The 26,733-nt window shown below is 44.0% G+C and carries 21 protein-coding genes; 12 read left to right on the forward strand and 9 right to left on the reverse strand.

All coding sequences use genetic code 11. From position 1 onward, the window contains the following. Window positions 1–120: 120 nt before the first annotated feature. Entirely contained in the window at window positions 121–600 is a 480-nt protein-coding gene (locus LEP1GSC060_RS17755; protein WP_003010170.1) for a peroxiredoxin, read from the forward strand. After that, entirely contained in the window at window positions 601–2,322 is a 1,722-nt protein-coding gene (locus LEP1GSC060_RS17760) for a M61 family metallopeptidase (RefSeq protein WP_003010213.1), read from the forward strand. Window positions 2,323–2,532: 210 nt separating this feature from the next. Here the strand turns inward: LEP1GSC060_RS17760 and LEP1GSC060_RS17765 are convergent, their stop codons facing one another. Further along, window positions 2,533–3,288, reverse strand: a complete 756-nt coding sequence (locus tag LEP1GSC060_RS17765; RefSeq protein WP_003010283.1) for an SDR family NAD(P)-dependent oxidoreductase — start codon at window positions 3,286–3,288, stop codon at window positions 2,533–2,535. 65 nt (window positions 3,289–3,353) lie between these two features. On the opposite strand from LEP1GSC060_RS17765, the gene argB reads away from it, so the two are divergent. Both argB and LEP1GSC060_RS17780 read left to right on the forward strand, forming a co-directional pair. Then, the gene (gene argB / locus LEP1GSC060_RS17770) at window positions 3,354–4,229 is read left to right on the forward strand and encodes an acetylglutamate kinase (protein WP_003010232.1); all 876 of its coding nucleotides are present in this window, start codon (window positions 3,354–3,356) and stop codon (window positions 4,227–4,229) included. Between the two features lie 172 nt (window positions 4,230–4,401). Then, complete coding sequence (locus tag LEP1GSC060_RS17780; RefSeq protein WP_003010219.1) at window positions 4,402–6,150, forward strand: GAF domain-containing SpoIIE family protein phosphatase; 1,749 nt, start codon at window positions 4,402–4,404, stop codon at window positions 6,148–6,150. Window positions 6,151–6,289: 139 nt separating this feature from the next. Here LEP1GSC060_RS17780 and LEP1GSC060_RS17785 read toward each other — a convergent pair whose 3' ends face one another. Next, window positions 6,290–7,591 (reverse strand): ATP-dependent 6-phosphofructokinase, encoded by a 1,302-nt coding sequence (locus tag LEP1GSC060_RS17785; protein ID WP_003010201.1) that lies wholly within the window; start codon window positions 7,589–7,591, stop codon window positions 6,290–6,292. A gap of 111 nt (window positions 7,592–7,702) precedes the next feature. Here LEP1GSC060_RS17785 and LEP1GSC060_RS17790 point away from each other — a divergent pair, with 111 nt between their 5' ends. Then, the gene (locus LEP1GSC060_RS17790) at window positions 7,703–8,638 is read left to right on the forward strand and encodes an LIC_20087 family outer membrane protein (protein ID WP_003010161.1); all 936 of its coding nucleotides are present in this window, start codon (window positions 7,703–7,705) and stop codon (window positions 8,636–8,638) included. 51 nt (window positions 8,639–8,689) lie between these two features. Here the strand turns inward: LEP1GSC060_RS17790 and LEP1GSC060_RS17795 are convergent, their stop codons facing one another. The 5 genes from LEP1GSC060_RS17795 to LEP1GSC060_RS17815 are packed head-to-tail and all read right to left on the reverse strand — an operon-like array spanning window position 8,690 to window position 15,509. Continuing rightward, a complete protein-coding gene (locus LEP1GSC060_RS17795) occupies window positions 8,690–9,019 on the reverse strand; it encodes a hypothetical protein (RefSeq protein ID WP_003010308.1) in 330 nt (109 codons plus the stop codon). A gap of 57 nt (window positions 9,020–9,076) precedes the next feature. Next, window positions 9,077–12,817 carry a methionine synthase gene (gene metH / locus LEP1GSC060_RS17800; protein ID WP_036097036.1) on the reverse strand — a complete coding sequence of 1,247 codons (3,741 nt, stop codon included), beginning with the start codon at window positions 12,815–12,817 and terminating at the stop codon, window positions 9,077–9,079. Between the two features lie 44 nt (window positions 12,818–12,861). Further along, window positions 12,862–13,161: an indolepyruvate ferredoxin oxidoreductase subunit alpha gene (locus LEP1GSC060_RS17805; RefSeq protein ID WP_036097038.1), complete on the reverse strand. Its 300-nt coding sequence runs from the start codon at window positions 13,159–13,161 to the stop codon at window positions 12,862–12,864. A 58-nt stretch (window positions 13,162–13,219) separates the two neighbouring features. After that, on the reverse strand, window positions 13,220–14,530 hold the full coding sequence (gene ahcY / locus LEP1GSC060_RS17810; RefSeq protein WP_003010248.1) for an adenosylhomocysteinase: 1,311 nt from the start codon (window positions 14,528–14,530) through the stop codon (window positions 13,220–13,222). A gap of 1 nt (window position 14,531) precedes the next feature. Continuing rightward, window positions 14,532–15,509, reverse strand: a complete 978-nt coding sequence (locus tag LEP1GSC060_RS17815) for an ArsR/SmtB family transcription factor (RefSeq protein ID WP_003010193.1) — start codon at window positions 15,507–15,509, stop codon at window positions 14,532–14,534. 456 nt (window positions 15,510–15,965) lie between these two features. On the opposite strand from LEP1GSC060_RS17815, the gene LEP1GSC060_RS17820 reads away from it, so the two are divergent. Further along, window positions 15,966–16,568, forward strand: a complete 603-nt coding sequence (locus LEP1GSC060_RS17820; protein ID WP_003010156.1) for a TetR/AcrR family transcriptional regulator — start codon at window positions 15,966–15,968, stop codon at window positions 16,566–16,568. Window positions 16,569–16,577: 9 nt separating this feature from the next. Next, window positions 16,578–17,006 (forward strand): acyl-CoA thioesterase, encoded by a 429-nt coding sequence (locus LEP1GSC060_RS17825; protein WP_003010210.1) that lies wholly within the window; start codon window positions 16,578–16,580, stop codon window positions 17,004–17,006. A 234-nt stretch (window positions 17,007–17,240) separates the two neighbouring features. On the opposite strand, the gene LEP1GSC060_RS17830 is transcribed toward LEP1GSC060_RS17825, so the two are convergent. Beyond that, complete coding sequence (locus tag LEP1GSC060_RS17830; RefSeq protein ID WP_003010288.1) at window positions 17,241–18,032, reverse strand: TIGR01458 family HAD-type hydrolase; 792 nt, start codon at window positions 18,030–18,032, stop codon at window positions 17,241–17,243. Between the two features lie 931 nt (window positions 18,033–18,963). Here LEP1GSC060_RS17830 and LEP1GSC060_RS17840 point away from each other — a divergent pair. The 5 genes from LEP1GSC060_RS17840 to LEP1GSC060_RS17860 all read left to right on the forward strand — a co-directional run bounded on the left by LEP1GSC060_RS17840 (window position 18,964) and on the right by LEP1GSC060_RS17860 (window position 23,731). Further along, window positions 18,964–19,479, forward strand: a complete 516-nt coding sequence (locus tag LEP1GSC060_RS17840) for an LB099 family protein (protein WP_003010277.1) — start codon at window positions 18,964–18,966, stop codon at window positions 19,477–19,479. A gap of 22 nt (window positions 19,480–19,501) precedes the next feature. Next, window positions 19,502–20,059, forward strand: a complete 558-nt coding sequence (locus LEP1GSC060_RS17845; RefSeq protein WP_036097041.1) for a tetratricopeptide repeat protein — start codon at window positions 19,502–19,504, stop codon at window positions 20,057–20,059. Window positions 20,060–20,226: 167 nt separating this feature from the next. Next, window positions 20,227–21,492 carry a polysaccharide deacetylase family protein gene (locus LEP1GSC060_RS17850; protein ID WP_420805501.1) on the forward strand — a complete coding sequence of 422 codons (1,266 nt, stop codon included), beginning with the start codon at window positions 20,227–20,229 and terminating at the stop codon, window positions 21,490–21,492. 44 nt (window positions 21,493–21,536) lie between these two features. Continuing rightward, on the forward strand, window positions 21,537–22,283 hold the full coding sequence (locus LEP1GSC060_RS17855) for a class I SAM-dependent methyltransferase (RefSeq protein ID WP_003010311.1): 747 nt from the start codon (window positions 21,537–21,539) through the stop codon (window positions 22,281–22,283). Continuing rightward, complete coding sequence (locus LEP1GSC060_RS17860) at window positions 22,280–23,731, forward strand: chromate transporter (RefSeq protein WP_003010266.1); 1,452 nt, start codon at window positions 22,280–22,282, stop codon at window positions 23,729–23,731. Before LEP1GSC060_RS17855 ends, LEP1GSC060_RS17860 begins: the two co-directional genes overlap by 4 nt. Here the strand turns inward: LEP1GSC060_RS17860 and LEP1GSC060_RS17865 are convergent. Beyond that, window positions 23,722–26,625, reverse strand: a complete 2,904-nt coding sequence (locus LEP1GSC060_RS17865) for an adenylate/guanylate cyclase domain-containing protein (protein WP_003010297.1) — start codon at window positions 26,623–26,625, stop codon at window positions 23,722–23,724. The two genes, LEP1GSC060_RS17860 and LEP1GSC060_RS17865, sit on opposite strands and share 10 nt — an antisense overlap. Window positions 26,626–26,733: the final 108 nt, after the last annotated feature.

Consider the following 26,733-nt stretch of genomic DNA (forward strand, 5'->3'; position numbering starts at 1 on the left):
CTAATTTTCAACATTTTTATTCGGTTCAAATCTTTCGTTTCGTACGGAAAAGCGGTTGCATCTCTTTTAAAATCCTGATTCTTACATTCATCCGGAATTCAAATCAACGAGGAAATTGAAATGTCAGATTCAGTGTTGGGAACCGATCTTCCCGCAATCAGTTTGGAAAGTACGGAAGGTAAGAACGTAAACCTTCCCCAAGATATCGCGGGTTCTTGGACTCTTCTTTATTTTTATCCCAAAGACGATACTCCGGGTTGTACCAAACAAGCCTGTAGTTATCGGGACAATATCGGAGAATTCAAAAAAATCGGAGCGAAAGTTTACGGAGTGAGTTTGGATAATTTGGATTCTCACGGAAACTTCATTCAAAAATACTCCTTGAACTTCCCTCTGTTGTCCGATCCGGATCATAAACTCAGCGAAGCCTTGGGAGCTTACGGAGATCAGGAATGGAAAGGTCGAGTTTTCAAAGGTCTTTCCAGAGACTCTTTTTTAATTTCTCCGGAGGGAAAGATTCAAAAGGTTTGGAGAAAAGTCGACCCGACAACAACCGTGGAAGAAACTCTCCAAGAGATTTCCAAAGTCAGCGGTAAATGATTGTCTAAACTTCACTTTGTAATTCAAGAATATCAACTTACGGGACACTATCTTCAAGTGGAATTGGAGGTAGAGTCCGCCCCAAAAGAAACGATTCTTTCTTTGCCCGTTTGGTCGCCCGGATCTTATATGGTTCGGGATTATTCCAGACATATTCACAAATTTGAAACCTTTGCGTTAGGGAAAAACGAAAAGAATCCGGAAGTTTTGCAAATCGGTTTAGACTCTTGGAGCGTCCGCTCCGAAGGCCAATCCTTTCGTGTGCGTTACGTGGTCTACGGTTACGACTATTCGGTTCGTTCCAACTATTTTACGACCGAGTTTTGTCTTTTGCATCCTCCCGCTTTGTTTTTATATCCGAAGGACGTGGAAGTTTCCGAAATCACATTAGAAATTTCAAATACTCTTCCTTTTGAATTTTGCCATACGGGTTTAAACGGCAAAGGAAAAAAACGTTTTTCCGAAAATTTGGACGAATTTTTGGACGCTCCCGTTCTTTTATCCAATCGCGCGGCCGTTTTGTTTCGTTCGGGAGAATACGATCACGAAATCGTACTCGAGGGGGAATTACCCAAATCCGTTCGGAAAACTTTGATCCCCGATCTGCAAAAAATCACGGAAGAACAGATTCGTTCTTTGGGAGGTTCGCCAAACGCGCGTTATCTGTTTATCCTGATTTTATCCGAAGGCGCCTACGGCGGTTTGGAACATCTCAACTCTTCCGTAAATATGTACGATCCCTTGAAGGTTATTTCGAAAGACGGATATCTAAAACTTTTGGAACTTTTATCCCACGAATATTTTCATCTCTGGAACGTGAAACGAATTCGTCCGATCGCTTTGGGTCCTTTCGATTATCAAAAGCCGAGTTTAACGAAAGAATTATGGATCGCGGAGGGAATCACTTCCTTTTACGACGCGTATTTTTTAGTTAAAACCAAACATCTCAACGCGGAATCGTATCTTGCAAAAGTGATGGAAGATTTACAGAGTTTGGAAAAGTCGGAAGGAGAATCTTGGATGAGCCTCGAGGATTCTTCGTTTACGGCTTGGACCAAATTCTACAATCGTCCGAACGACCCGAACGCGAACAACACCGGAATTTCGTATTACGTCAAGGGCGGAATTTTGGCTCTCGCAATGGATCTTCATCTTTTGTCCGAATCCTCCGGAAAACATTCCTTGTTGGATGTGATGAACGAAGTTTATCAAACCTTTCATATCGGAAAAAATCGAGGGTTTACAAAAATCGAATTTTTCGAAGCGGCAAAAAAACGCACCGGAGTCGACCTCAAATCGGAATTCGGCGATTATCTGGTTAAACCGATTCCGATTCCGATCGAAAAATACTTACACAAAATCGGCGTTAAACGATCGGATTCCGGTCCCGGAGTGGAGCTCGGTTTCGCAACGAGAGAGGAAAGGGGAAATCTTTTCGTCCATAAAGTCGATTGGAAAGTTTTGGATTCTTCCGTGGATTTGAGTCAGGGAGACGAATGGATCGCTTTGAACGGGACTCGGATTCATTCCGGAAATCGTAAGGATCTTTTGAAACAATTTAAGCCGGGTGAAAAGGTGGAACTTTTGATTTCAAGAAGGGGGAAAATTCTCAAACGAAAGTTGAAACTTTCCAAACGTTTTCAAACGAGCCAATTTCGATTTGAGGAACATCCTTCGGAAGAACAAAAGAATTTGCGGAATCTTTTTTTCGGGTTAAATTAGTATTTTATGTAATTTTAATATTTCATCCAAACCCATTTTATGAGAGTTGTCGAAAAATTAATTCTCCATCTGTTTCTGTTTCATTGAAATGGACGATTGAAGCAGTTTTGTTAATCGGCCACTATGGAATTTTTCAACAACTCTATTATGCAGGCTCGGCAATTTTTCGGGAAACCGTTCGTTTCCTTTTATTTCATTGTCCTTAATTATTTAAACCGACGTGATGCCGCCGTCCACGGTCCAGTTGGCGCCGTTGATATACGAAGATTCTTCGTTTAACAAAAAGGAAACGACCCTCGCCACTTCAAAAGGAGATGCGATCTTACGAGACGGAGTCATCCGGATGATTTTTTTTCTGTGATCGGAAACTTGATCTTCCTGAATTCCCATCGAGGTTTCCATATAACCCGGGCTGATCGCGTTCACGGTGATTCCGAAAGAACCCCATTCGTCCGCGAGAGATTTTACAAAACCGATCAAAGCGTGTTTGGAAGAGGAATACGCGACCGAATTTGCCGAACCGACGACCGACAAGGAGGAAGCGATGAACAACAATCTTCCTAGTTGCAATTTTTTGAATTTAGGAAGAAGGAACTTCGCAATCTGAAAAGCGGAGCGGATGTTTACCGAAAAAATACGATCCCATTCTTCCAAACCGACTTCGGTGATTTTATGATAAGGGCCTCCGTATCCGGCGCAGTGAACAAAACCGTACGGAATCTGATTTTGGGAAGAAACCAAGTTCTCCCATTCGGAGAGCGAAGAAAAAAGTTCCTCACTTCTTGTAAGATCCGTATTCAGAAAAGACTCTCCCGAAAAAATTTCTTTCGGAGATTGAACGTCCAAATTGGTTACGGAGTAACCTTCGGATACAAGGGATTCCACAACGGCTCTTCCCAAACCGCCGCTGCCTCCGGTCAGAATTACGTTTTTCTTTTGGTTTGTTTCCCGATTTTGTGAAGACAACTCTATAACCTACTCTCCCGTATTTCTAGATGACAGAGTAAGACACAAGGATTCTTTTGTTTCTCATGGAAAAACTTTTGGAAAGAGTCAATCATATCCTCGAAGCCCTTCCTTATATCACCAAGTATTCGGGCAAAACGGTTGTGATCAAATACGGCGGAGCCGCAATGGCCAAGGCCGATCTAAAAGAATCTTTTGCAAAAGACATCGTTCTTTTAAAATACGTAGGCATTCATCCCGTAATCGTTCACGGAGGCGGACCTGAAATCAATCGACTCTTGGAGAGTTTGAAAATCCCCACCGAATTCGTTCACGGACATCGAGTTACGGACGCTCGGACGATGGAAGTTGTGGAAATGGTTCTTACCGGAAAGGTGAACAAACAAATCGTTTCTATGATCAATTCTCAGGGAGGTAAGGCCGTCGGAATTTCCGGCAAAGACGGGAACCTTGCAAAGGCGATCAAAACTCCGATCGAGATCGAACTGGAAGGAAAAGAAAAACAACTCTTCGATGCGGGACTTGTCGGAAAAATCGAATCCGTTAATCCTGAGATTCTTCACAACCTTCAAAAGGAAGGATTTATACCCGTCATTTCTCCGGTTGCGGAAAACGAGGAAGGAGAAAGTTTAAACATCAACGCGGATACGTTTGCCGGTGAAATCGCGGGCGCGCTCCAGGCGGAGAAATTAATTTTACTTACCGACACGGAAGGAATTTTGATCGACGGAAAATTGGCAACGGGTCTCAGCCGAAAGACTGTGAAGGAATACATTCGAAAGGGAGAAATTTCAGGAGGAATGATTCCCAAGGTGGAATGTTGTCTAAATGCGATCGATCACGGAGTACGAAGAACTCATATCATCGACGGAAGAGTTTCCCATTCCATACTGATCGAAATTTTCACGGATCAAGGAATCGGTTCTTTGATCGAATCCTGATTCGTTTCTTTTTTAAAAAGGTTCCTTTATTCAATCCGCCGACAATCTCCGGTTTTCTTTCTCGGTTCCGTTTTTCCCGAAGTTCTCGATTCGTTGAAACTCCTTGACAGGGAGAACTTTCTTGTGTCCAATGATTGAATTCTCCTTGGAGAATCATCTATTAATTTCCCTTATGAGTGAAAGGCAACTATCCTTATCTTTAATTTCCGATATAACGGCGAGAATCAACTCGACCGACGACTTGGATGAACTCCTCGGCATCATCATAGAAACCACAAAAGACGTACTCAATACGGAAGGTTGTTCCCTTCTTTTATACGATCCGAACGAAGACTGTCTCGTATTTAACGTCGCCAAAGGCACAAAGGGAGATTCTTTGGCGGAGCTGAAAGTTCCGAGAGGAAAAGGAATCGCCGGGATAGTTCTGGAAACGTTACAACCGGTGATCGTAAACGACGCCGCGAACGATCCGCGAATTTACAGAAACATCGACGAAACCGTGGGATTCGTCACCAACAATCTGATCTGCGTTCCGATGAGTACTCAAGGAGAAATCCAGGGAGTTTTGGAAGCGGTCAATTCCCTGGAAAGAAACGAGTTTACGAACAAAGACATTAAGGTTCTTCAATATCTTTCCGATCTCGCAGCGATCGCGATTCGAAATCGAAGATTGATTCGAGATTTAAAAAGTCGAGCGAACGAACTCGATTGTTTGTTTCAACTCAGTCAGGCGATCTCGAATATATCGGAGATGGATCAGTTTTTAAATCTCACCGTACATTCCATTTCGGAAGTGATGGGAGCGGAAAGGGTTTCTCTGATCTTTTTCAATTCGAAAAACGGAAAATACGAACTCAAAAAAAGCATCGGTTTCAGTCTCAGTGACGAAGAATATTTCATCAATGAAAAGGAAGGAGTGATCCGCAGGATCATCGAAACCGGCGCTCCGATACTCGTTCAAAACACCACGTCGATCCTATACGACTGGATTCGCCCCGAAAGATACAGAACCAAATCCTTCATTTCGGTTCCGATTCGTCAGGACGGAAAGATCATCGGAATCTTAAGTTCCGCGGATAAAAAATCGGGAAACAGTTTCGACAATGCGGATCAAAATATTTTGAGCACGATCTCCAATCAAATTGCGGAGGCCTACAACTCTCTGCTTTCCAAGGAACAAAAGGAAAAACTCAATTCGATTCATAGGGACATGCAGATCGCTTCCCAAATTCAGGTCAATTCTCTGCCGAACATTCCGAAGAAGATTCAAGGATTGGAATTGGAAACGAGTTATATCGCTTCGAAAGAAATCGGAGGAGACTTTTACGATCTGATCTATCACAATCCGGACGAAGTCAGCGTTCTCATCGCCGACGTTTCCGGAAAAGGAATCGCAGCCGCCCTTTTTATGGAATTTTCCAAAACGATCATCTCGGGAGAAGTTTCCAGAAATTCTTCGACTAGCATCAGTTTGATGAGCGCCAACCGAATCATTCAGGAAAAATCCGGATACTTTATGTTCGTCACCGTGATGCTCGCAAGAATCAATATGGCAAAACGAAAAATTCGTTATTCCAGCGCGGGACACAACGAACAAGTTCTTTATAAGGCCGAAGAAAAAAAGGTCGTTAGTCTTTCCGGTAAAGGGATGCCTCTCGGAATCAAAGAATCCGAGATCGACGAGCACGAGATCGATTATTCTCCCGGAGATCTTTTGCTTCTTTATACGGACGGAGTCAGCGAAGCGATGAACGAATCGAACGAAATGTACGGCCTTGAAAATCTCACCAAACTCATCGAACGAAACGGAGATATGCCTCTCGGAGCCTTAAAGGAACTTATCATCGATACAACCGATGCGTTTCGAGGAGACGCGGATCCGCACGACGACTACACGTTGTTTATGGTTCGCCTTCCGTAATTCCGACAACTTTTTATAGGACGTATACTCGGATTCAGTGGATAGAATTCAGAGGGATTTTTTCCTAAAAGGACGATCAGACTTTAGCAAAGTATGATTTTCTGATTCTGTAAAATCTCTGAAATCTAAACCCTAACTCCTAGCCCCTAACTCCTAACAAGTGCGCCGGTTGTCCGGTCGAAGCCAAAAGCGATCTCCACAACGTACTTCGATCCGGTTGTAATACCTTTCTTTCCTGAATCGCAATGGAAATCGGAAGATGAGTGAACACGTTGTTCCACATGCCGACGACCATATCCGTTTTGCCGGCCATCGCCGCATGAACCGCGTTCTGAGCCAAAAAACCGCAGAAGACGGAATCTTCCGCGTTAGCCGGAATCGATCGAATGATATAACTCGGATCGATGTATTTGATGTTCACCGGAATGTTTTCTTTTTTGAAAAACTCGATCATCGTATCTTTGAGAAAAAGTCCGATGTCCTTGAGTTTCAAATTTCCGGAAGGATCTCTTTCCTCGGTCGAATCGAAAAATTTCTGACCGGCTCCTTCCGCCACGATGATCACCGCGTGTTTCTTTTTTTGGATTCTCTTTTTGAGATCGTCCAAAAAGGCCCCGTTTCCGTAGAGATCGAAGTTCACTTCCGGGATCAGACAGTAGTTTACGTTTCTGGAAGCGAGAGCCGCGTTGACCGCAATGAATCCCGAATGACGTCCCATCAGTTTGACCAAGCCGATTCCGTTCGGCGTTCCTTTCGCTTCCACGTGCGCGCATTCGACCGATTCCATCGCTTTGGAAAACGCAGTAGAAAAACCGAATGTCTTTTGTACGTAATTGATGTCGTTGTCGATCGTCTTCGGAATTCCGATGATGGAAATTTTTTCTTTTCTTTTTGCGATTTCACCCACGATCTCCCTCGCACCTCTGAGAGTTCCGTCTCCTCCGATACAAAAAAGCATTTTTACTCCGTAGGAAAGGAGACAATCCACCATCTCCGAGGAGGATTGATTTCCTCGAGAAGAAGCGAGCATGGACCCGCCTTCTTCCACGATATGCGCTACTTTTTCCGGTGTGAGTTCGATCGGTTCGTGAGAATATTTTTTTACAAGTCCTTGATAACCGTACGGAAATCCGAGGATGCGCGAAACACCGTATCGATAATAAAGTTCCATCACGATTCCACGGATCACGTCGTTGATTCCGGGACAAAGACCGCCGCAGGTTACGATCCCGGCCGTTACTTCCTCGGGACGGAAATATATTTTTTCCCTGGGTCCGGCCTGCTCGAAAAAATCGGGATCGTTTTGGACATAAGAGTCCCAATCTTCTTTCGATTGAAACACGGTTTGGAATATCAATCTGGCAGAATCGCTCGTATAATACTCGTAATCTGCGGGAGACGGTATCGAACAAGCGCCGAAATTTTGAATCAGTGTTTCCATAGTCGGTTCCTCACATAGATCCTCCTGGAATTCCCGGAAAAATCACCTCATTTTGCAATTTTATACTGACAGTTCTGTTCTATTTCCATAGTCTTACAGATGGAACTTTTTATGAACAAAAAGAGATCTTTCATTCTATCTTTATTTTTGTTTCTATTCGGAGTTTCGATTTTTTCGGTCGAGGACCCTTCCCTGAGTCCGTTTTCACCCTACCATCTTTCTCGTGACTTCGATCTCAATCGTCAAAAATATCTACAGGTAATTGCAATTCCCTATAAGGATCCGATGGAACTCAAACTCGGACCGGAAGACGATTCGATTCCCGAGCAAAAAGCGCCCGAAACTACTTTTATCAAAACTCCGGGACTTTCTTTTTCCGGAATGTTTCAACCTTTTTTATTTTCCGTGGTTCCACACGGAAGCGTTCAATTTTTACCCGTTTCCGAAACGGTTTTTGTAAACGACGTTTCCTCCGGAAACGGCAAACTTGTATCGGGCGCTTTTTCCGAAAAAAGAACCATGGATCGGATCACCGATTCCAGAAACCAAATTCCCGGTTGGGGTTTACAAAATTGGAATACGAATTCTCTGCAAAACGGAAGTAGTTCCGGAGTAATGTTTCTTTATATGAAACGTCACGCGGGTTTGGAAATGGATTTTAACGCGAGAATGATCGGTAACCAAGCGGGACTTTCCGTTTTGGAATCTGCAAAATCCACGATCGCATTCAATTATTCTGTTTTTCCGGAAGTCGGAGAAAGTTCCAAGATGAACTTCTTTGTTCAATTCTCGAGTATCAAACGTTTCCAGGATAATAGGAGTTACGTCGTCGGAGAACCCGGAAATAATTTTCGCGGCATGAAATCATACGAATACTATTTGAATCCCGGAATTTCCTTTTCTTCCCGAAACCTAAGTTTGGAAGGGATGGTAAGAGTTCCCGTTCCCACTGCGGCGCAGCTTTCCGGTGAACAACACCAGTGGATGCAAGACGTGCAAGGTATCTTAGGAATCAAATACAGCTTTTCCGAAACTTCTTCTAAATGATTCCCACAACGCGCCCTTCAGGAAGAGTTGTGTTGAGTTTTTCATTGCGGGTCACTCTATAATTCCTTGCTTTTTTAGGGAGAATGCAAGATCCATCTTGCTGATCAAATGTTTTGCCCTTCCAAAACGAATCATTCGTTCCGGTGAAGAATCCTGTTCAGACTTATAAATTTCCAAACAAGTTTCGATCACGGGACAAGAGTTATCCGTACAACCGATTTCGGTGAGTTTGAGAATTTCGTTTCCAGTCAGATTCAAGGAAACTTTGAGCCAAGAAATCAACGTAGGATGAAACGAAAATTCTTCGGTAGCATTTCGTGTCTCCGAATATACGGGACCGTGATTGTGAACCGAAGAATGATTGGGAACCGCCGGTTTCATAACTTCAAATTAGACGAAAAAAATCGAATTCTAAATTCAATCTTCTTGGAACTCTTTTTAGCGCGCGACTGAAACCGCCAACGGATCATACGCAAGATTCGGAGCCAACCAACGTTCCACTTCTTCGATGCTCATTCCTTTTCGGATCGCGTATTCTTCGATTTGATCCCGGTTGATCTTTGCCACCGCGAAATACTTGGACTGAGGATGCGCAAAGTAGAGACCGCTTACGGAACTCGCAGGCCACATCGCAAAATGTTCCGTAAGAGTGATCCCGGTATTTTTCTCCGCTTGTAAGAGATCGAATAAAACTCTTTTTTCGGTATGATCCGGAGACGCGGGATAACCGGCCGCAGGACGAATTCCTCTGTACCGTTCCCGAATCAGATCCTCCGGAGAAAGATTTTCGTCTTTGTCGTATCCCCAGTATTCTTTCCGAACCTTGTAGTGCATGTATTCCGCAAACGCTTCGGCAAAACGATCGCCTAACGCTTTCGCCATGATGGAATTGTAGTCGTCTAAGTTGTTTTCGAATTCTTTTGCAAATTCTTCCACGCCGTGACCCGCGGTGACCGCAAATCCTCCGATATAATCGATCCTTCCCGAATCTTTCGGAGCGACGTAGTCCGCCAAACAGTAGTTAGGTTCTGTTTCGTCTTCTTTTTGAATTTGTTGGCGCAACGTATGGAACACAGTGAGCAACTTGGAACGAGTTTCGTCTTCGTAAACTTCGATATCATCTCCGACCGCGTTGGCAGGAAAAATTCCGATGACACCCTTCGTCTTAAAGATTTTTCCGTCCGTGATCGTCTTCATCAGTTTTTGCGCGTCCGTGAAAAGTTCTCTGGCTTGTTTTCCGGTGGTTTCACTTTCTAGAATCGCGGGATATCTTCCTTTGAGTTCCCACGCGGTAAAGAATGGGGTCCAGTCGATGAACGGAATCAACGTTTCCAAGGAAATTTCTTGATCGAAAACTTTGACGCCTGTAAACGCTGGTTTGTCGATCGTCGTAGTCGCCCAATCGATTTCATCTCGATTTTCCCGGGCGCGTTCCAAAGAAATTAATTTTCTTTCCGCTCTTGTGTTGAAATAATTTTCCCGAGCCGCTTTTTGATCTTCTTTGATCTTCCTGGAATACGCCTCGTTCAGATCCGGATGTAAGAGTTGATTGACTACGTTTACAACTCGAGACGCGTCCACTACGTGAACCACGGGTTGATCGTATACGGGCGCGATTTTTACGGCGGTATGCGCGGAACTCGTGGTCGCTCCTCCGATCAATAAGGGAACGTGAAAGCCGGTTCGTTTCATTTCGGCCGCTACGTGAACCATTTCGTCGAGGGACGGCGTGATGAGTCCGGAAAGACCGATGATGCTCGCGTTGTGTTTCCTTGCTTCTTCCAAAATTTTATCGGAAGGAACCATAACACCTAAGTCGATCACTTCGTAGTTGTTACACGCAAGAACGACTCCTACGATATTCTTACCGATGTCGTGAACGTCGCCCTTTACGGTCGCGATCAAAAACTTTGGACGAGAAGAAGTGTCCGCGGAGTTTTTCTTTTCTTCTTCCATGAAAGGTAAAAGATAAGCCACTGATTTTTTCATCACTCTCGCGCTTTTTACAACTTGAGGAAGAAACATTTTTCCCGCGCCGAAAAGTTCTCCCACGATTTTCATTCCGTCCATCAGAGGGCCTTCGATGACGGTTAACGGACGTCCGTACTTAACGCGAGCTTCTTCCGTGTCCTGGTCGATGTATTCTACGATTCCTTTTACGAGCGCGTGGGAAAGTCTTTCTTCGACGGTAGTTCCCTCTCTCCAAGTCTCTTCTTTTTTTTCGGCCTTGTCTCCGGCCTTCACACTTTCCGCAAATTCAACGAGACGTTCGGTTGCGTCCGGTCTTCTATTTAATATTACATCTTCCACATATTCTAATAGATCTTTCGGAATTTCTTCATACACCGCGAGCATCCCGGCGTTTACGATCGCCATGTCCATCCCGGCTTGAATCGCGTAGTATAAGAACACCGAGTGCATCGCTTCTCTTACCGGATTGTTTCCTCGAAAAGAAAAAGATACGTTGGATAAGCCGCCGGAGATCTTTGCGCCCGGGCAGATTTTTTTGATTTCTCGAATCGCTTCGATAAAGTCCATCGCGTAGTTGTTATGTTCTTCGATTCCGGTCGCAACGGTAAGAATGTTCGGATCAAAGATAATATCGGTTGGACTGAAGTTCGCTTTTGTAACAAGGAGGTCGTATGCTCTTTTGCAAATACGAACCTTCTCGTCCTTGGTTGCGGCCTGTCCTTGTTCGTCGAATGCCATGACGATCGCGGAAGCCCCGTATCTTTGAATTTTACGAGCGTGTTCTAAAAATTTTTCTTCACCCTCTTTGAGAGAGATAGAGTTTACGATCGGTTTTCCTTGGATACATTTCAGACCTTCTTCTAGGACCGTCCATTTGGAAGAATCGATCATAAACGGAACCTTTGCGATGTCGGGTTCGCCCGCGATGAGATTCAAGAAATGTCTCATCGAAGCCTCGCCGTCTAACAACGCTTCGTCGAAGTTGATGTCGATGATATTGGCTCCCGCTTCCACTTGTTGCAACGCGACGGAAACGGCTTCTTCGAAATTTCCTTCGATGATGAGTTTTTTAAATCTGGGAGAACCGGTTACGTTGGTCCTTTCACCCACGAGTAAAAATCCCTTATCCGGTGTAACGTTTAAAGGTTCCAAACCGGAAAGACGCGTTAACTCGGGGATCTGAGGAAGAACCCTCGGTTTTTTCCCTTGGACCGCTTTTGCCGCCGCGGCGATATGTTCCGGGGTGGTTCCGCAACAGCCGCCCGCGATGTTCAACCAACCGGAACTTGCAAATTCTTGAATGTATTTTCCGAATTCTTCCGGAGTTTGATCGTAACCTCCGAATGCGTTCGGAAGTCCGGCGTTCGGATAACAGCTAATTAAGCAGGAAGAAACTCTGGAAAGTTCTTCGATATACGGACGCATTTCATCCGCACCGAGCGCGCAGTTGATTCCCACCGAAAGAGGGTTACAGTGTGCGATGGAATTGTAGAACGCTTCCACCGTTTGTCCGGAAAGAGTTCTTCCGGAAGCGTCGGTAATCGTTACGGAAAGACAAACCGGAATTCGAACCTGAAGGTCTTCGAAAACTTGTTCGATCGCGAAGATCGCGGCCTTTAAGTTCAGAGTATCGATGTTCGTTTCGGGAAGAAGAAGATCCACTCCCGCTTCCACGAGCGCGCGCACTTGTTCGTAAAACGTCGCGACTAAATCGTCGAACGTCACCGCGCGAAACGCCGGATTGTTTACATCCGGAGAAAGGGTCGCAGTACGAGTCGTAGGACCGATCGCTCCCGCTAAAAAACAAGGCTGAGTCGGATTCGTTTTTTGAAATTTCTCGATCGCGTTACGCGCGCATGTAACCGCCGCTTTGTTCAAGTCAGCGACCAGAAACTCCGTTTTATAATCGCCTTGAGAAACCTGGTTCGAACTGAACGTGTTGGTTTCTAAGATATTGGCGCCCGCTTCCAAAAATTTAACGTGGATCGCTTCGATTACGTCCGGTCTTGTCAAACAAAGAAGTTCGTTGTTCCCTTTGAGAGGATGTGCGTGATTTTTAAGAACCTCTCCCCGGAAATCGTCTTCGGTAAGAGGAAATCTTTGGATCATCGTTCCCATCGCTCCGTCGATGACTAAGATTTGTTTTTCGAGGAGAGCAAGTAGTTCTTTTGCTTTTGGATTTGTATAGTTCTGAGCTTTCTGAGTCATGAGTAGTTTCTTTGATGATTCTAAAAAATATAATTGCAAATATTCTAATATTCTGAATTGATACATCCCTCTTTTTTCAGAGGAATTTTCACGTCCAAAATTACGGGAGAATGTTTTGATTCTCTTGCGTTCTCCGCAATCCAACTATGCCAGATCGAAGGAACTTCGTAATCCGGATAAATCGCCTCTACCGGACATTCCGGTCTGCACTTATTACAATCGATGCAGACGGAAGGTTCTATATAAAGACAATCGGTTCCTTCTCGGAAAGCTTCCACCGGACAGACCGCCGCACAGTATGTGTATTTACAATTCCTGCAGGGCTCCGTGACTACGTAGGCCATGGTTTTCCAAGAAGACCGATTTTTTCCGGGACTCTAACATCCCGGAAAAAGGTTCAGATCAATATCTGTAGTTCTCCGGTTTGAAAGGACCAGTTACAGGAACTCCCAAATAGTCGGCTTGTTTTTGGTTTAGTTTTGTTAAACGAACTCCCAATTGTTCGAGGTGAAGAGCCGCCACTTTTTCATCCAAATGTTTTGGAAGAGTGTAAACTCCCAACTCGTACTTCGTATTGTAAAGTTCGATCTGAGCCAATACTTGGTTCGTGAAAGAACAAGACATTACGAAGGAAGGGTGACCGGTTGCACAACCTAAGTTTACAAGACGTCCTTCCGCGAGAACGATAATGGATTTACCGTCCGCAAACGTATATTTGTCTACTTGAGGTTTGATTTCCTTTTTAGTTACGCCTTTTTCTCCGTTCAATCTGGACATTTGGATTTCAGTATCGAAGTGTCCGATGTTACAAAGAATCGCTCCGTCTTTCATCGCTTTCATGTGTTCGAGAGTGATGATGTCGTCGTTACCGGTTGCGGTTACTACGATGTCCACTTGCTCGATGATGTCTTCCACGCGAAGAACTTGGTAACCTTCCATAGAAGCTTGAAGAGCGCAGATCGGATCGATTTCGGTAACGATGACTCTCGCGCCGAAGTTACGAAGAGAAGCAGCGGAACCTTTTCCAACGTCTCCAAAACCGCAAACGAGAGCCACTTTACCGGCGAGCATAACGTCTGTCGCTCTTTTGATTCCGTCTGCGAGAGACTCGCGGCATCCGTAGAGGTTGTCGAACTTGGATTTAGTAACGGAATCGTTTACGTTAAACGCAGGAACTTTCAATTCTCCTTTTTTAAGAAGTTTGTAAAGACTCTTAACACCCGTAGTAGTCTCTTCCGAGATACCGCGGATTTCGCTTAACAATTGAGGATACTTTTCGTGAACGTATGCGGTAAGATCTCCGCCGTCGTCCAGAATCATGTTCGGACCTTTGTCTCCGAAGAAAATGGTTTGTTCGATACACCACCAGTATTCTTCTTCGCTTTCACCTTTCCATGCGAAAACGGGAACACCCGCTTTTGCAACGGCTGCGGCTGCGTGATCCTGAGTGGAAAAGATATTACAAGAAGACCATCTCACTTCAGCGCCGAGTTCGATCAGTGTTTCGATCAAAACCGCGGTCTGAATTGTCATGTGAAGAGATCCGGCAATTCTCGCTCCCGCCAAAGGTTTTTTACCTTTGTATTCTTGTCTTAGAGCCATAAGTCCCGGCATTTCTTTTTCTGCCAGAATGATCTCTTGTCTTCCCCATTCTGCTTGGGAGAGATCCTTTACTTTATAGCTTAAACCTTTTTCTTGTGTTGTTGCGGACATTTTAGTCCTCCTTTTTTGTTGCTTGAATGATCAAAATTTTGAAAACGTTACCAGTATCGAATTCTTCATGAGCGCTGATTGTAAAACCCGAAAGTTCCAACCAGTCTTGCAGAAGAGAATAATCAAAGCCCAGCCAGAGATCGGCGAAGTTATCTCTCATAAATTCTTGATTGTGTTTTTTTAAATCGACAAGACAGAAGACTCCACCCGGCTTTAGAATTTTATAAATTTCGCGAATGACCGCAGGCGGATTGGAAAGGTGATGCAGAACCATCGACGCTACCACGGCGTCCGCTTCTTGTGTTGCGGATGCGGCCACATTCTCCAGTTGAGAATGAATCAAAGAAACGTGAGTGTTTCCGGCAAACGTTATCTGCGCCTCTTCCACCATTTTAGGAGACGAGTCCACACCGATCACCTGATCCGATTTTGTTAAAAGGTAAGGAATCAAACCGCCCGGACCGCAGCCCAAATCATAAATCACGGAAGAAAAATCGGGCAGATAGGAAAGAATTTTTTTGCGATAGAGCGCGGGATCGAGGACGTCCTTTTGGATCGATTCCCAGTCCTGGGCTACATTATTAAAATAGAATGTGTTTTTCTGATCGCGTCTGGAAAGAATTTCGGAGATTTGCGTTTGATCCGAATTGCGAAACGGAAGGTCTTCCTTATAAGACAAAAGAAGTTCCGTAACCTCGGAAGAAAAATCGGGATCTTTCTTTTCTTCCGGAATTCTGTAATAGACCCAGGAACCTTCTCTTTCCGGAGTTAGAAAACCGGCGTCGGTTAAGATTTTGAGATGTCGGGAGACCCGAGATTGTCCCATTCTTAAAACTTCCGTGATTTCCTGAACGTTCAAAGGGGATAGGGAAAGAATGTGGAGAATTCGAATTCTCGTTTCGTCGGAAAGGGCTTTTAGCGCGGAAAGAATTTGCTTGGAACTATTTCCGGAAGTAACTTTGGCCTCTAAAAGCTCCATCCAGGATAGGATATCAAGATATCTTGATATCTGCAAGGCTTTTTATGCGGGCCGGTGAAAAAGTTTTTGGGAATTTTGTGGGAGTTCCCACATTTTCGTTCCAGCCCGGAATTTTGAAGAAACTCATATTTCATCACGGTTTATAACTCTCCTAAAAGCTCAGGTATTTACTCAGTTTATAGAATTCTGGAAATTCGCAGGAGTTCCCACAAAAATTCAGAATGCAAAGTAAAATCTCCCCTCTTTTGAAAGGCCCCTTCCATTGAATCTGTGGTAGTTCCCACAAAATTCCGGGAAATCAAGATTCACCGTGGGTACGTTTCTTCCCCAAGAATTTTTTCTTAAATTTGGCTTGCATTTAATATGACCAGTCGCTTTAATGCTATATAAAAAATCTCAGACTTCCAAGCAAAAAGAGATTCATTCAAAGAGAAAGAAACTCGCTCAAAGAACAAAATGAAGATCTCAGCTATAGAATCCGAAACAAAACGACAGAAGATCCTACAAACTGGGATTTATCTCATTCGACAAAATGGACCCGATGGGATCGGAATCCAAGAAATCGCCGACGGGGCAAAAATTCCAAAAGGATCCTTTTACAACTACTTTGCTTCCAAGGATCAGTTTCTTCTCGAAGCTCTCGAAGACTATACTCAAAATGCGATCCGTTGGAACGAACAAACCCTGGAAAAAGGGGGGCGCGGTCTTTCTGCACTACTCTATCTCTACGAGCAAAAGGTGAAATTAGAAAAGGAATTTATCCAAGACGGACTTTCTTGTCTGATCAACGTGCTTTCTCAACATTCTTCTTCAAAAAAGAAGGAACTCAGAAACAAACTGAGTCTTTCTTTAAACGCGATCGCAAATGGGATTTTGAATTCTCTCCAACTCTCCCAAAACGAGGGGGAATCGAAACGGATTCTTTCGCACATTCAAACTTTAGAATCTTCTTGGAGAGGCGCGATGTTACTTGCAAGAGCAACCGGCGACGAATCCTACCTGGAAAATTTTTTATCTATGTATCGAAATTTTACGGCGGGTCTCAAAATAGAACTTTAGGAAAATTGAATGAAAACACAAGAGTTGACTGAAATCCAAAAAGGACATTCTACACAAATTGCGATTCGTTGGGACGAACTGGATCCAAACAATCACGTAAACAATAAGAATTTTCAGGGTTATTTGGACGAGGCTCGAATGAGAGCGATGCGGGACTGGGGGTTTTCCATGGAAAAACTAAAGGCCCAAGATTTCGGACCTGTGATTCTTTCGATTTGTCTCGAATTCAAGCGCGAAATCAATTATCCGGAAACGATTACGATCGAATCGGATCTATTTCTGAAAACTCCTACTCGCGCCGTATTCGAACAAAGAATTATCTGCGGAAGCAATCAGACGCTTTCCTGTAATGCGAGCACTGACTGGGTGATTCTGAATCTGAATTCAAAACGACCCGCAAAATTCCTAGAAGCGATCGGTTTTCATCAAACGGTTTGAAGTTTTTTTCAAATCGTTTGGATCCGTTTGGGAGACAGGTTAAACGTGAGTTCGGTATAAGAAAAATCTGGGCAAATCAAAACTCGAGTGCAACGACTCCCTGAACGCCGACCCATAGGAGATGTTCAAGGAGTTTCCCTGGATCGTCGTTGCAGCTCGCGAATTTCATAGTTAAAATAGCTCGCGATCGCGTTAGTCGCAATATCCGAACATTCGTTCGCATTTTCGAACCTTTTATTTGGAATTTTGCAGGAACGGAATCAATGAACTTATATTTTCCCAAACCGCTTGGGGACGAATATTCGAATTTTTTAATATTTCATCCCGATACTTCCCGGTTTTTACGAGAACTCCCCGAATCCCGCAGGTTTGCGCTCCTCCCACGTCCGAATCAAGATCGTCCCCGACCATAATCGTGTTAGACGCTTCCGCAGAAATCATCGCCAAAGCGGCGTTAAAGAACGCGGGAGAAGGTTTGCCGATGATCTCGGCTTTGACGCCGGTGGAGTATTCGATCGCGGATACGAACGCTCCTATATCCAACATCAATCCTTCTTTTGTCTGCCAAAACTTACCTTTATGAAGAGCGATCAATCTCGCTCCGTTCTTCACCTTTTGAAAGATATCGTTTAAGATCGTATAATTCCATTCCTTTCCGATATCCCCGATTAAAACCGCTTTCGGAGTTTCGAGCTCCGACTGAATTCCTTCCAAATCCTTTTTGACTTCTTCTCGAATGACCATAAAAGTTTTCGGATTTCCGGTTTCTCGGATGTATTCGCGGGCGGCCCGAGGTGAGTTGAGAATTCTTTCTTCCTCCGCGGGAATTCCTAGATCGTTTAAAAATTCGGAAAGTCCCTTCCTCGATTTTGTAGTCGTATTCGTCAAAAACAGATGCGGTATATGATTCTTTTTTAAATAAGAAACAGTCTCACAGGCTCCGGGCAGTAAGGAGTTTCCGGTATATAATACCCCGTCCAAATCCAATAAAACGTTTTGGATCGGAGCTTGTGCAGGAACGGCCATAAAATGTGATTGTAACGCATCTTTTAAAATTTGCGATTCTCTATTTTGTGAGCCGTCCAAAACTTTCTCAGTTCGACAACTTTCCCTTTTACATGCAGGAAAGGAAACGGGATTCGTTTCAAAATTTATGGTATTTCTATTGTATAAGGATCCGTGAAAAGTATATAGTCTTAGTCGGAATCGATCCTTTAAAATTTTCGTTCCGAGATGAAAGGTTGATTCCCACAGTTCTTCCGAATATAGAAATTTTAAAGAAGGTCGTTTCTTTTTAACGTGAGTTCCAATGCGAAAGCGATTGAAACGAGAAACGAATGCGCAGAGTTTTCAATGAATTACACTCCGAACTCAGTGAAACGGTCTACTGATCGCTCATTTAGCTACGCTGAGAAACAACATTATGTTTCGACCCATAGGGAGAAACATTGAGTTTCCCGCTTCGCGGCTTTTGTTTGTCTCCTCTCTATGGATCGCTCATCTCAGCTACGCTGAGAAACAACGCTTCCGCTTCGCGGCTTTTGTTTGTCTCGCTCTCTATGGATCGCTCGACATCCAAATTTTTTCCACGAATTACGTTTTTAAGAATAAAAGTCGCCAACTCGGCGTTAAACGCAGAACGGGGACATTTCCATCGATACACAATTCGAACTCGATAACAAACGCAGTTACTAAATGCAATTTTTCATTTCGCTTATCAGGGAAAAACGACAGTTGTATATCCGGAAGTTTCAAGTGATCCGATCGATTCCGGATTTATAAAAGAAGTTGGTAAGTATTCAATTACTTCAGTGTACTTTTGGGGACGATAAATACATTCGAGAAATTCTTTTCAAATTAGGAAAAATGTTTTCAAGTTAACCGTATTGTGGTAAGTATTGTTCTTAAGTTTGGCGAGTCTACACTCTTCAAACAGATTAAATGAGCGTAAAACAATATGGAAATCTACGAAAAAGAAAAACGGAAACTACTTTCAGCATCGACACCGGAGCAGTACATCGAGTTATCAATCAAATCGAAACTGACCGGACCCAAAAAATCCAGTATCACTTCGGAGTGGCTTACGTCCACCGGGTATACAATTGACGACATCAAGTACGCAAGAAACCGACATCCCTTCTGGAGAAAGAAGAGGAATCAAGGTTCTTACGAACGTAACAGCAAACGTCTAGAACAACACAATTATTACCGAACGGATCAGAAGATCGTTTGGGACAAAGACAAGTTAGCGAAGTTCTTCGAACTCAACTCGAAAGGTTTAACCGATCACGAGTTGGCGAGAAACTTTAAAACCTCGATTCCCGCCGTAAATCATATACGCAGGAAGTTTCGCTTTGCTTCCGAACTTCTGAGACTCGAAAAACAAAAACCGGCAAAGGGCGGAATTTTGAAACTTTGCAGCCACAGTGAATCGGTCTTAAAGAGATTGATCCGAGAGAAGGAAGAAAACTAAACTTCTTTCGGAGACTTTTAAGATGGTCCCGGATCTTAGATCGAGACTTACTTCGATTTTTACTTTTTGGCTAACCATGACTCTGTTTTCTTTCTGTTCTTCCGAACAGAAGAAAACGGAAGGCCCGGTTTCTCCCAATTTGAATCCCTTTCAACAAGGGAATTCTAAATTCAAGAACGGGGAATTTTTGGAAGCGATCGAGTTTTATTCCAGAGATCTGGACGTAAATCCGGACAATCCGACTTCTCTCAACAACAGAGGACTTGCCAAAAGCAAATCCGGCAACACAACGGGGGCGATTTCCGATTACGACCAGGCGATTGAAAAACGAGAAAACTATACGATCGCTTTCAACAACCGAGGTTGTGCAAAAATGAAAACCTCCGACTATCAGGGTGCGATCGAAGATTTTTCCTCGGCGATTCGACGGGACCCTACCTATGCGAATGCGTTGAATAACCGCGCTTTAACAAACTGGGCGATGAAAGAACGGCAAAACGCTTGTGAGGATTGGAAAAAAGCGGAAAACCTGGGACACGTCGAAGCCGGAAAATCTTTCGCACAATTCTGCACTGGATAAGCTCCGGGAATCGCTTGCCGGGGAAAGAGGTATTAAAACACTAACCGAAGACTTCTTTTCCCGGATCTCTCATGCAAACAAAACTATTTACAACCATTTTTAAAACGCCGATTTTCTTTTATCCTAAGAACCGAACCGAGGACGGAACACAAAAACATAAGAACGTTATGCGAAATTCTTTCGCGGCTCTTGCGATTTTTTGCATACTCGTTTCTTCGGTTCTCACGGCTGCACCCGTGGACGATTTCCTCAATCCCGAAAAAAAGAAAAAAACAACGGCTCCTAAAAAAGATACGGAACAAAAACGTTCGGAAACTCCGAAAGTTACCGAAGATTCTTCGCAAAAAACCGTTTCTAAAAAAAATTCCAAAAAGAAAAAATACGAGGACGCACTTCCGACCGTAAAAGACGATACTCCGCCTACTCCGAGTTATACGATTCAGGAGTCGGTTTCCGGAGGTGGAGTTCCCGTTCTGTGTTATCACCATTTAGCCGCAGAAGGCGGACCGATGGGCGGTTACAATCTACATCCGAAACTTTTGGAAGAACAGTTTCGATTTTTGAAAGCCGCCGGTTACAAAACCGTTCGTTTGGATCAATTTTACGCTTATATCAACGGCCAAAAACCTTCGGACTTTCCGGACAAACCGATCCTTTTGACCTTTGACGACGGCTCCAAAACACATGCGGAAGTTTTGGTTCCTCTTTTGAAGAAATACGGTTTTACCGCCGCCGTCTTTATCTACCCTTCGATCATCTCTTCGGGTAAGAAGTATTACATGACCTGGGATCAGTTAAAAGGCGCTTTGGATAGCGGCGTTTTGGATTTAGGTTCTCATACCCTGTATCATCCGAAACTTCCTACGATGAGCCGCGCGTTCATCCGAAAACAACTTTTGGAATCCAAACAGATCTTAGAAACAAAAACCGGTAGAAAGGTAATCGATCTCGCGTATCCTTTCGGCCTTTTCGATCCGAGAGTCATCGAAGAAGCCAAATCGATCGGTTACAGAATGGCGTTTACGGTCAATCCGGGAAAAAATCTTCCGGGAACTCCCGTTTACAACGTTCATAGATCCTTGGTTCCTTGGGGTCAGTCTCAGTCTGCGTTTAACTCCATTTTGACGATGGCTCCTCCTTCTAAAATTTCCATTTCCATTCAAGACGGAGCCTGGGTAAAACCCGGTCAGGAATTTAAGATCCATCTCGAAGGGGTTCAACCCGAATCGGTAACGATTACGATCAAAAGTAAGAACGTGATCTCGGAAAATTTATCTCCGGATTATACCGTGAAAATTCCGGACTTTTCCAGAAAATCGACCTTCCTTCCTTTGATGGTACAAGCCAAAACAAAAGACGGAAAACAAATCCAATATCAGTATCTTTTTATCAATCAAAAAGAATTTAAGAAACATCCGGACGGTAGTTTCTAAATTCCGACTTGAGTTTATATAATGATTTCTGAAAGTATCTGAGTATGAGTTTCAGAGATCATTTTTCCTCCCACTCCTCTTCTTACTCCGAATTCAGACCGGGTTATCCGAAAGAACTTTTTTTATATCTCAAAAGCCTGGTTCCAAACGGAAAAGTAGTTTGGGATTGCGGAACCGGAACGGGCCAGGCCGCGGTTGCCCTCGGAGAAGTTTTTGAAAAAGTCATCGCGACTGATCCCAGCGCCAATCAAATCGCAAACGCGGAACCACGTCAAAACGTGGAATACAGAGTCTGCAAAGCCGAAAATTCTACATTAGAAAATCATGAAGTAGATTTGATCGCGGCGGCGCAGGCGTTTCACTGGTTCGACTTTGAACCTTTTTACAAAGAGGCGGTTCGGGTCGGTAAAAAAAACGGAATTCTTGCGATCTGGGGTTACGGTCTACACGGAATCAGTCCGGAAATCGACAAAACCGTGGGAAAACTCTACGGCGAAATCGTAGGTTCGTATTGGCCGCCGGAAAGAAAATACGTGGAAGATAAATACGAAACGATCCCCTTCCCTTTCGAAGAAATTTTTCCTCCGCCTTTCGGCATGAAAGAAGAATGGACCGTGGATCAAGTATTGGGTTATCTCAGGACTTGGTCCAGCGTACAAAAATACATTCAAAAAAATGAATCCGATCCAGTGTTGCAAGTCGAACCCGATATCAGAAAGTTTTGGGGAGCCGCAGCGACGAGGTCGGTGGAATGGCCTTTGTTCTTTAAAATCGGGAGACTTCCGGGTTGATTCCTTCTTTTGGAGAATCCCTTCTTTTTTGGTTCGGACTTGGTTGGTTGAGTTTTGGCGGACCCGCCGGACAAATCAGTCTGATGCACAAAACTCTAGTGGAGGAAAAAAAATGGATCTCCGAAGATAAATTCTCTCACGCTCTCAACTATTGTATGCTTCTTCCCGGTCCGGAAGCGCAGCAACTCGCGACCTATCTCGGATGGATTTTACACGGAACCAAGGGAGGAATTTTCGCCGGTCTTTTGTTTATCCTTCCTTCCGTTCTGATTTTTATCGGAATTAGCACATTCTACTTTTCTTATGGTTCGCTTCCGTTCGTAATTTCGTTTTTAAACGGGGTCAAACCGGCGATCCTTGCGATCATCCTCGTCGCCTTCGGCAATTTGGTTCAAAAGAACCTAAAGTCGAACGGACATATTCTTTGTTTTATTTTAACCGCGATCGGAATCTTATTCTTTTCGATTGGCTATCCGACTCTTCTTTTGTTTTCAATGTTTTTCGGCGCAGTCTCCTTTTATGCGAGTAAAAAGAATTCTTTAGTGATCGACTTGCCGTTTTGGAAACGGAAAGGTTTGATTCTTTCTAAGGGAAACGATTCTCTTTTTAAACAAACACACAATGACACAGAAGAAAATCTTTTCTCTTTGGAACGATCTTTAAAAAAGTCCGACGTTTCCACTTTTTCTTTGGAGCAAATCGACCTTCAGACGACTTTGGATACCCGAAGAGAAACGAATTCAGAAATTCTAAAGAACATCAGCAGAATCGGAAGTATCGGCCTGGTTCTTTGGGCTTTGCCGATTTTTGGAATCTTATTCTTTTTGAAATCTGAATTTTTATTTTGGAAGGAGATGATTTTGTTTTTTACCAAGACCGCCTTTCTCACGTTTGGCGGGGCGTATGCGATTCTTCCCACGGTCGCCGACTTTGCAACAAGACAAGCCGGTTGGATCAGCGCCAACGAAATGATAGACGGTCTCGCGTTCGGCGAAAGCACACCCGGACCTCTGGTGATGATTTTGACGTTTATCGGATTTCTCGCGGGCGCGCATAAATTCGGTGGAATTGGTTCGGGCATTTTCGGTTTGTTACTAACGGCATATTATACGTTTCTTCCCTCCTTTATCTTCATTTTAGGAGGAGCAAGTCTTGTGGAAAAAACCAAAGAATCTCCATTCTTACGAGTTACTTTCAACTATGTAACGGCTTGTGTCTGCGGAGTGATTTTGTATCTGGGAATTTTCTTTGCGAAGTCGATCGTATTGGAATCCGCAAGCGACTGGGGACTTTGGATTCAAAATCCCCTCGCCCGGACAAAATGGTTTTCTTTGTCCTGGACCTTGCTCAGTGTTTTGTTTTTAAAACTCAAAAAAGAATATTCCATTTTTTGGATATTCTTCAGCGGAGTTTTTTTTCTCGGAATCGATTTACTGTTTCATTTATGAGTTCTGGTATAAACTCCGTCCCAGGTTTTTTCAGGAGGATTGTTTTTGTATTCCTCACAACGATCGATGAGAAGAACCGCGGCCTTATCTCTGATTCCTCTCGTGATCTGAGAACTTTCGAGAAGTTCCTGGGCTAAGGACCATTCCCGGTTGAGATACGCTTCGAAACCTTTGGAAAATTCCAACACGGAAGCCTCCACTCTTTCGGGAACGTTATCCGGCTTTCCGATGAGTTCGTAGAGATAAACGGGTTCGTTTTTCCCTTTGACTCGAACCACGTCCAAAAGTCTCGTAAAGAATTCGTCCTTGATCTCGCGTTGAACGATCTCGCTGACCAAAATGCTGACGCCGTAATCCTTACCGGCGGCTTCGAGTCTCGCCGCGAGATTTACCGTGTCTCCCATCATCGTATAAGCCGAAATGGAATCGGTTCCCATAAATCCCACTTTGGCGAGACCCGTGTTGAGTCCGATCCGAATCTGCATCGCTTGTGCTTCCGGAATATAAGCTTTTTTCCCTTTCCATTCTTGTCTGAGTTGTTCGAGGGTTTCGATCATCTCGACCGAGGCTCGCGCCGCCTTGATACAATGTCCGTCCACTTCGACGGGCGCGTTGAAAATTCCCACGATCGCGTCCCCGATGTATTTATCCAAAACTCCTTCGTGTTTTTTCAGGATCAACGTCATCGCCGAAAGATATTCGTTTAACAACAAAGCCAATTCTACGGAAGTTAACTTTTCGCTAATATTCGAAAAATCTGCTACATCCGAAAAAAAAGCGGTGATTCTTTTTTCGCTCCCCCGTTTGAGGGCGGCCAAATCGACCATGGCCTCGCGAACAACCACCGGATCGATCATCGTCCCGAGAATGTTTTTGATCTTTTCTCGTTCCTTCAGACCGGTAACCATAGAGTTTAGGGCCACCGTAAGAGTTCCGAATTCATCCTTGCCGCCTTGTTCAAATTGAACTTCCAAATTTCCCTGACCGACTTCCCTCGCGTGAAAGATGATTCGTTTGATCTTTTGAACCACAAAACCGGAAATCAAAATCGCAAATACGAGCGCCGCCGCGCAGATGAGGAAAGCGGTTACGATCGCCGAGTTCTTATTTTTTTGTACCATCTCCAGACCTTCCGTACGATCCACGAGAGTCCTTGAAATTCCGGAAAGATTTGCGGATAAAATCACGGAACTAACCGCGTCTCCCGATTCGGCAATAAGAGGTTTGGAATCCAAGTTCCAAAGAATCTCTTCGGCTTCCCCTCTTGAGTTCGCGATAATTCCGTGAGAAATTAATTTTTTGAGTTGAGGGGTCGGCGCTTCGCTTTTACCCGAATAGATCCATTCCCGGATCGCCTTCCATCGTTGTTTGGATAAATTCTGTTCTTTCGGATATCTCAAATAATCGAAGTAAGTTCCGGAATTCTGACTGAACCGCAATACGATCAGATCTTCGAGTCCCGCATTCCTAAGCTCGCCTAACGCGTCGATGAGAAGGTCCGTCTCGCTTCGGATCGGAAAGGAAACTTCCGTTTTGATCGGATTTTTTTGTTTTCCTATTTTAATTTTTTGCGGGGTTTCCTTAAGATCCTTTTTGTCTTCGGAGTATTGGTTTCGAAACGTTTCAAACCCGGCTTCTCTTTCCACGATCAGTTTGGAATAACGAACGTAAAGATCGTTGAACGTTTTATCCTTAAAAGGAGGAACCGGCGGTTTTTTCGCTTTCAGTTCCTGGATCCTTTTTTTCAAAGGAACTACCAAATCCCGAATCTGCGCCGAGATGTTTGCGTCCTGTTGCAGATAACGTTCCGCGAAGTCCGGCAATTCCTTTCTAAGTCGATCGGCTCGTTCGGTGGAACTTTGATTTCTAAAAATCGGGGAATACAAGGTTTGTAGTTCCATCTTACCGATCGTGTACGAATTTTTATCCGTATCCTGAGAGAAATCCAACGAAAGAATTTTTGCGATCGAATCCTTCAGATTCGCGTCGATATCCAATAAAAAAATGTTCGAGTTGATCGAAACGTCCGGTTTAAAAATTTTCGTATCGAAAGAAGGAGTCAGGTTCTCCTTGGTCTGATTGGAGATCACCGGAAAAGTCTGAATTCTATACTGAGACATGTTGAGTCCGAGTTCTTCGATTTTTTTATGTTGTTTCGGAAGTGCAAGTTCGAGAATGGAATGATCCAGTTGATTTCTGGCTTTTTCGGTTCCGGTTTTCAGATTGTCCAGTCCGTGTTCCAAATCCAGCTTTTCCTTTTCGGAAGTTTTTTCTAGGGAATGTAACTCGTCCCATTTTTGTTTTTGTTCGTTCAGATCCGCCTCCAAAACCGCAACTTGATGTGCGATGTTTTTGAGTTTGGAATACATCGCATCCGAAATGGCAAGCCCGTTCGGATTTTTGAGTAAGGATTTCGTATTCTTTTCGAGTTCGTTGATGTCGGCTTTGGAAAGATAAACGGAATAGTAAGTATCCCTAATGGACGACTTACGTTCTTTTCCCAGAACTCCGAAAAGTTTCGTTTTGAATCCGAAAAAACTGACTTCTTTCGTTTCCTGGGTGACCACTTTCGTTCTATATTTACGTAACGCTTGGCTTTGACGTTTGACCCTTTCGCGAAAGGATTCCACTCGGATCAGACTACTGGAAAGATTTTCCAATTCGAGCACCAAGTCCGAAATATAACGTCTGGAGATCGCGGCTTCCTTTTCGTAATTCCGAGTGAGAATTTCGGTTTGTTGATGAACGTCTATCGCGGAAAGGATCATAACCGTAAATGCGATCAAGGTCCCCGTAAAAAGGGCAAGTTTGGCTCGGATTCCCAAGTAAAAAAGATTCTTAAAGTCGATCAGAAACCCGAACTTTTGCCCGATCTTTTTCAGGAGAGACTGCATTTTTGATTCTTCCGGTCGGATTTGATTTGTAACCACTGGCGCGTCCTTGTTATCGTACGTTCTCGGTATTCTAAAAAACCTCAAACTGGCGAGTTACGAAATGGATCT

This window comes from Leptospira weilii serovar Ranarum str. ICFT, assembly GCF_000332415.1.
Lineage (GTDB): Bacteria > Spirochaetota > Leptospiria > Leptospirales > Leptospiraceae > Leptospira > Leptospira weilii_A.

Excerpts from the sequence above, each read along its gene's own strand:
- LEP1GSC060_RS17755 (WP_003010170.1), top strand. The coding sequence starts at position 121 with ATGTCAGATTCAGTGTTGGGAACCGATCTTCCCGCAATCAGTTTGGAA.
- argB (WP_003010232.1), top strand. The coding sequence starts at position 3,354 with ATGGAAAAACTTTTGGAAAGAGTCAATCATATCCTCGAAGCCCTTCCT.
- LEP1GSC060_RS17780 (WP_003010219.1), top strand. The coding sequence starts at position 4,402 with ATGAGTGAAAGGCAACTATCCTTATCTTTAATTTCCGATATAACGGCG.
- LEP1GSC060_RS17785 (WP_003010201.1), bottom strand. The coding sequence starts at position 7,591 with ATGGAAACACTGATTCAAAATTTCGGCGCTTGTTCGATACCGTCTCCC.
- LEP1GSC060_RS17790 (WP_003010161.1), top strand. The coding sequence starts at position 7,703 with ATGAACAAAAAGAGATCTTTCATTCTATCTTTATTTTTGTTTCTATTC.
- LEP1GSC060_RS17795 (WP_003010308.1), bottom strand. The coding sequence starts at position 9,019 with ATGAAACCGGCGGTTCCCAATCATTCTTCGGTTCACAATCACGGTCCC.
- metH (WP_036097036.1), bottom strand. The coding sequence starts at position 12,817 with ATGACTCAGAAAGCTCAGAACTATACAAATCCAAAAGCAAAAGAACTA.
- LEP1GSC060_RS17805 (WP_036097038.1), bottom strand. The coding sequence starts at position 13,161 with ATGGCCTACGTAGTCACGGAGCCCTGCAGGAATTGTAAATACACATAC.
- ahcY (WP_003010248.1), bottom strand. The coding sequence starts at position 14,530 with ATGTCCGCAACAACACAAGAAAAAGGTTTAAGCTATAAAGTAAAGGAT.
- LEP1GSC060_RS17815 (WP_003010193.1), bottom strand. The coding sequence starts at position 15,509 with ATGGAGCTTTTAGAGGCCAAAGTTACTTCCGGAAATAGTTCCAAGCAA.
- LEP1GSC060_RS17820 (WP_003010156.1), top strand. The coding sequence starts at position 15,966 with ATGAAGATCTCAGCTATAGAATCCGAAACAAAACGACAGAAGATCCTA.
- LEP1GSC060_RS17825 (WP_003010210.1), top strand. The coding sequence starts at position 16,578 with ATGAAAACACAAGAGTTGACTGAAATCCAAAAAGGACATTCTACACAA.
- LEP1GSC060_RS17830 (WP_003010288.1), bottom strand. The coding sequence starts at position 18,032 with ATGGCCGTTCCTGCACAAGCTCCGATCCAAAACGTTTTATTGGATTTG.
- LEP1GSC060_RS17840 (WP_003010277.1), top strand. The coding sequence starts at position 18,964 with ATGGAAATCTACGAAAAAGAAAAACGGAAACTACTTTCAGCATCGACA.
- LEP1GSC060_RS17845 (WP_036097041.1), top strand. The coding sequence starts at position 19,502 with ATGGTCCCGGATCTTAGATCGAGACTTACTTCGATTTTTACTTTTTGG.
- LEP1GSC060_RS17850 (WP_420805501.1), top strand. The coding sequence starts at position 20,227 with ATGCGAAATTCTTTCGCGGCTCTTGCGATTTTTTGCATACTCGTTTCT.
- LEP1GSC060_RS17855 (WP_003010311.1), top strand. The coding sequence starts at position 21,537 with ATGAGTTTCAGAGATCATTTTTCCTCCCACTCCTCTTCTTACTCCGAA.
- LEP1GSC060_RS17865 (WP_003010297.1), bottom strand. The coding sequence starts at position 26,625 with ATGCAGTCTCTCCTGAAAAAGATCGGGCAAAAGTTCGGGTTTCTGATC.